Source organism: Phenylobacterium sp., from assembly GCF_036495085.1.
Lineage (GTDB): Bacteria > Pseudomonadota > Alphaproteobacteria > Caulobacterales > Caulobacteraceae > Phenylobacterium.
Map to the genome: position 1 here is coordinate 1 of NZ_DASXNL010000050.1, position 5,409 is coordinate 5,409.

The following is a 5,409-nucleotide window of genomic DNA, read 5'->3' on the forward strand; positions in this document are numbered from 1 at the left end:
CAACCTCTTCACGCCGCAGGTGAGCGTCGCCTACGCCCTCGACGTCTTCGGTCTGAACCGGCGCACGGCGGAGTCGGCCAGGGCGCAGGAACAGTCGGTCCATTTCCAGCTGGTGGCGGCGCATCTGACGCTGACCAGCAACGTGGCGCTCGCCGCGATCCAGGACGCGGCCCTGCAGGCCGAGATCGACGCCACCCGCCAGCTGATCGAGATCGAGACGAAGAGCGTCGAAATCCTGAAGTTCCAGGCGGCCCGGGGATACGCAAGCGGGATCGACGTCGCGGCCCAGGAGTCCCAGCTCGCCCAGGTCGCCGCGACCCTGCCCCCGCTCCTGAAGCAGGCCGCTCAGCAACACGATCTGCTGGCGAGCCTGACCGGTCGGTTCCCCAGCGAAGCCGCGATCGCCAGGATCGACCTGGCCAGCCTGCAGCTGCCGGCGGACCTGCCGGTGAGCCTGCCTTCGAAGCTGGTCGAGCAGCGTCCGGACGTTCGCCAGGCCGAGGCGAACCTGCACGTCGCCAGCGCCCAGGTGGGCGTCGCCGAAGCCAACCGCTTTCCCAACATCCTGCTGACCGTGGTCGCCGGCAGCACCTCCACCGCCTTTGGTCAGGGCTTCACGCCGGGCACGAATTTCTGGACTGTGGGCGGCGCGCTCACAGCCCCGATCTTCCAGGGCGGAACCCTGCTGCATCAGCAGCGGGCGGCCGAGGCGAACTACCGCCAGGCCACCGAGCAATACCGCAGCACCGTGCTGGGCGCCTTCCAGAATGTCGCCGACAGCCTGACCGCGATCCAGCAGGACGCCGAGGGTCTGAGGACCGCCGCCGCCGCCGCGGACGCCGCCAAGGTGACCCTCGACCTCACCCGGCGCCGTCTGCAGGACGGCTACGCCAGCGGCCTGGCGCTGCTTAACGCCCAGCAGGCCTACCAGCAGGCGCGGGTCGCCCTCGTGCAGGCGCAGGCCGCCCGCTTCTCCGACACCGTGGCCCTCTATCAGTCGCTCGGCGGCGGCTGGTGGCGCCGTGCCGACCTCGCCAAGGACACCGATGCAAACTAGTCCGCCCCAGCCGAAGGCCGCCCTGGCTGGCGCCGCCCTCGCGCTCGTGCTCGCCGCCCTGTCCGGGTGCTCTTCCAAGCCGAATTCTGCTACCGAGTCCGCGTCGGCGACCCCGGCGCTGGTGACGCTGAGCGCCGCGCAACTGCAGCACATCCGCCTCTACACGGTGGCTCAGGCCGCCTTCCACAGGTCCGTAGAGGCGAGCGGCGTTGTCGACTTCGACAACGACCAGTCCACCGCCGTGCTGTCGCCGATCTCCGGCCCGGTTTCGCGCCTGCTCGTCGAGCCCGGCCAGGCGGTCAAGGCGGGCGACACCCTGGCGCTGGTGGACTCTCCGGACTACGCCGCCGCACTCAGCGCCTACGCGAAGGCCCTGGCCACGGCGCGCACGGCGCGCCAACTCGCCGACGCGGACAAGGACATCGCCGCACACAGCGGCATCTCTCAGCGCGAGGCCCAGCAGGCCCAGACCGACGCGGCCAACGCCGAGGCCGACCGCGATGCGGCCCTGCAGGCCCTCGTCGGGCTCAACATCGACCCCCAGGCGATCCGAGACGTGCAGGCCGGGCGCCTGGCGCCGCGCATCCAAGGCAAGATCCGCGCGCCTATCGCCGGCACCGTCGTCGAGAAGCTGGTCACGCCCGGCCAGCTGTTGCAGGCGGGCACGACGCCGGCCTTCACCGTCGCCAACCTCTCCAAGGTCTGGGTGATGGCCCAGATCGCGGCCTCGGACCTGGGGTCGGTCGCCGTCGGCGATCCGGCCAGCATCGAGACCGTCGTCGGCCACGGCGTCACCGGAACCGTCGACAACATCTCGGCCCTGGTGAATTCCGACACCCGTGCGGTGTTGGCCCGCGTCGTTGTCGCAAACCCCGGCGGCGTGCTGAAGAAGCAGATGTACGTGCGCGTGAAGATCCAGTCGCGCCAGGCGAGCAACGGTCTCCTGGTCCCCGCCTCGGCCATCCTGCGCGACGATGAGAACCTGCCGTTCGTCTATGTGGCCCAGCCCGGCGGGGGCTTCGCGCGCCGGCAGGTGACCCTGGGCTACGCCACCGGCGACCAGTTCGAGATTCCGCAAGGCCTCCGCGTCGGCGACAAGGTCGTCGTCGACGGCGCGGTCTTCGTCCAGTTCATGCAGAACCAGTGAGCGAGGCGCTTCCTCCCCCGCAGGCCGAGCCTCCGCAGGCCGAGCCCCCCTCTGCGTCGGTGATGAACCGCATCGTGGCGGTGGCGCTGCGCCAGCCGTTCCTGGTCCTGCTGATGACGGCGATCCTGGTGGTCGTCGGCGTCTGGTCGCTGCAGCGTCTGCCGGTGGACGCCTACCCCGACCTGTCGCCCCCCATGGTCGACGTCGTCACCCAGTGGCCGGGCCACGCCGCCGAAGAGGTCGAGCGGCTGATCACCGTGCCGACGGAGCTCGGCCTGACCGGCATCCCCAAGACCGTCAATTCGCGGTCGATCTCGCTCTACGGCCTCTCCGCAATCAAGCTGACCTTCGCGGACGGGACGGACCCCTATTTCGCCCGCCAGCAGGTCTACAACAACCTCCAGGGCCTGGGCCTGCCGAGCGGCGTGGCCCCCTCTGTGTCGCCGCTGTCGTCGCCTTCGGGCCTGATTTACCGCTATGTCCTGCAAAGCCCCGACCGCTCGCCGATGGAGCTGAAGACCCTGGAGGACTGGGTCATCGAACCCGCCTTCAAGGCGGTTCCGGGCGTGGCCGACGACTCCGGATTCGGCGGCGGCACCATGCAGTACCAGGCGCTGTTCGACCCGGCGAAGCTGGCCGGCGCGGGCCTGTCGATCCAGCAGGTGGAAACCGCGCTGGGCGCCAACAATTCCAACGCCGGCGGCGGCTTCTATTCGCAGGGTGGCCAGTTCTACTACGTGCGGGGCCTGGGCCGGATCAACACGCTGGAGGACATCGGCAATGTCGTGCTGTCGGTCCACAACGGCGTGCCGGTCCTGTTGAAGGACGTCGGCCGAGCTCAGATCGGTATCGCGCCCCGCCTCGGCGAATTCGGCTTCGAAAAGCAGGACGACGCCGTCGAAGGGGTCATCCTCCTGCGGACCGGCGAGAAGACCCAGGACGTGCTGAAGCGTGTCGAGGCCAAGACCCGCGAGCTCAACACGCAGATCCTGCCCAAGGACGTGAAGATCGTCCCGTTCTACGACCGCACCGACCTGATTGCGCTGACCACCCACATCGTCGAGGGCAACCTGCTGCGCGGCATGGCCCTGGTGGTGATCGTGCTGATCTTCTTCCTCTACGACTTCCGGGCCGGCCTCATCGTCGCCACGACGATCCCGCTCTCGCTGCTGTTCGCCTTCACCTGTCTGAATCTACAGAAGGCCAGCGCCAACCTGCTCTCCATCGGCGCCGTCGACTTCGGCATATTGGTCGATGCCGCGGTGGTGATGGTCGAGAACATCTTCCGCCAGATCGCGCTCAGGAACGGCACGCGGGCGACGGTCGGCGAGATCATCCGCGACGCCGCTTCCGAGGTGGACCGGCCGCTGTTCTACGCCGTGGTGGTGATCGTGGTCAGCTTCTTGCCGATCTATGTGCTGTCCGGCCCGTCGGGGACTCTGTTCCGGCCGATGGCCGACACGATGATCTTCGCCCTGGTGGGCTCGCTCTTCGCCACCCTCACCCTGCTGCCCGTGCTCTGCGCCTGGCTCATGCGCGACGGCGTGCGCGAGCGGCGCAATCCCATATTCGAGTGGGTGAAGGCGCGCTACGTCACGGGCCTCGATTTCTGCCTCGAGCATCGCTGGGGCGTCACAGCGGCCTGCGCCGCCCTGTTCGCGCTTTCGCTTCTGGTCATTCCGCTGGTCGGGGCGGAATTCATGCCGCAGCTCGACGAGGGCGCGCTGTGGGTGCGCGCCACCATGCCTTCGACCATCTCGTTCGACGAATCGGCCAAGCTGACGCCCAAGGTCCGCGACATCCTGCGTTCGTTCCCGGAAGTGACCACCGTCGGCTCAGAACTCGGCCGGCCGGACGACGGCACCGACCCGACAGGATTCTTCAACGTCGAGTTCTACGTGGGTCTGAAGCCCTATTCGGAGTGGACCGGCGCCTATCACACCAAGCCGCAGCTGATCGCCGCCATCAACAAGAAGCTCGCGGGCTTCCCAGGGGTGATCTTCAACTACACCCAGCCGGCCGAGGACGCGGTCGACGAGGCGGAGACCGGCCTGAAGAGCGCGCTGGCGGTGAAGGTGTTCGGGGGCGACCTCAACACGCTGGAGCAGAAGGGCAAGGCCGTGAAGGCCATCCTCCAGCACGTGCGCGGGATCACCAACGTGACCCTGGTCCACGAGCTCGGCCAGCCCAGCCTGGTCGTGAAGATCGATCGCGACAAGATCGCCCGCTACGGGATCAACGCCGACGACATCAACGGCTTGATCACCACCGCCATCGGCGGCGGCGTGGCCACCCAGGTGGTGCAGCAGGAGAAGCAGTTCGACCTGGTCGTGCGTCTCGACCGTCAGTTTCGCGACAACCCGCAGGAGATCGGCGACATCCTGGTGGCCACCCCGGGCGGCCAGCAACTGCCGTTGAAGGAGTTCGCGGACATCCGGGTGCAGAACGGGGCCTCGTTCATCTACCGCGAGAACAACTCCCGCTACATCGGCGTACAGTTCTCGGTGGAGGGCCGTGACCTGGCCGGCGCCGTGCAGGACGCCATGCGGCAGGTGAAGGGCCACGTCGCCCTGCCGAGCGGATACCGCATGGATTGGGGCGGCGACTACACCGAGTACACCGCCTCGCGCGATCAGCTGAAGGTCATCCTGCCGCTGACGGTGTTCCTGATCTTCCTGCTGCTCTTCGCCCTCTACGGGAACTTCAAGTTCCCCTTCATCACGCTGGCCGGCGTCGTGCTGTCGGCGCCGGTAGGCGGGATCCTGGCGCTTTGGCTCACGGGCACGCCCTTCTCGGTGTCGTCCGGGGTCGGCTTCCTCGCCCTGATCGGGGTCTCGGTGCAGACCGCCGTGGTCTACATTTCGTACGTCAACGAACTCCGGCGCGATGGGGTCCCCCTGGACGAAGCGATCCGCGAAGGCGCCATCCTGCGGCTTCGGCCTATCACGATGACCGCCCTTGTCGCCGCGTTAGGCCTGCTGCCGGCGGCGCTGGCCACGGGGGTCGGCACGGATTCACAGCGCCCCTTCGCCCTGGTGATCGTCAGCGGGCTCTTCACGCGCCTCCTGATCAGCGTCTTCCTGATGCCGGCGCTCTATGCCCTGGTGGCGCAGCCCGATGATCGGCTGCAGGTCTGACCCGCCACTGAAATCGCAGCTTCACCACCCGTGCTGACAGGTTAACCCGTGCGAGCCCGAAGTTGGCC

The 5,409-nt window shown here is 68.1% G+C and carries 3 protein-coding genes; all 3 read left to right on the plus strand.

Annotated elements, in window-relative coordinates; genetic code table 11:
* Positions 1 to 1,057 (plus strand): efflux transporter outer membrane subunit (locus VGI62_RS06645; protein WP_331503618.1); only part of this gene is annotated, 1,057 nt, incomplete at its 5' end.
* Complete coding sequence (locus VGI62_RS06650) at positions 1,047 to 2,204, plus strand: efflux RND transporter periplasmic adaptor subunit (protein ID WP_331503619.1); 1,158 nt, start codon at positions 1,047 to 1,049, stop codon at positions 2,202 to 2,204. The genes VGI62_RS06645 and VGI62_RS06650, both read left to right, overlap by 11 nt.
* Positions 2,201 to 5,341 (plus strand): CusA/CzcA family heavy metal efflux RND transporter, encoded by a 3,141-nt coding sequence (locus tag VGI62_RS06655; RefSeq protein ID WP_331503620.1) that lies wholly within the window; start codon positions 2,201 to 2,203, stop codon positions 5,339 to 5,341. Before VGI62_RS06650 ends, VGI62_RS06655 begins: the two co-directional genes overlap by 4 nt.
* Positions 5,342 to 5,409: the final 68 nt, after the last annotated feature.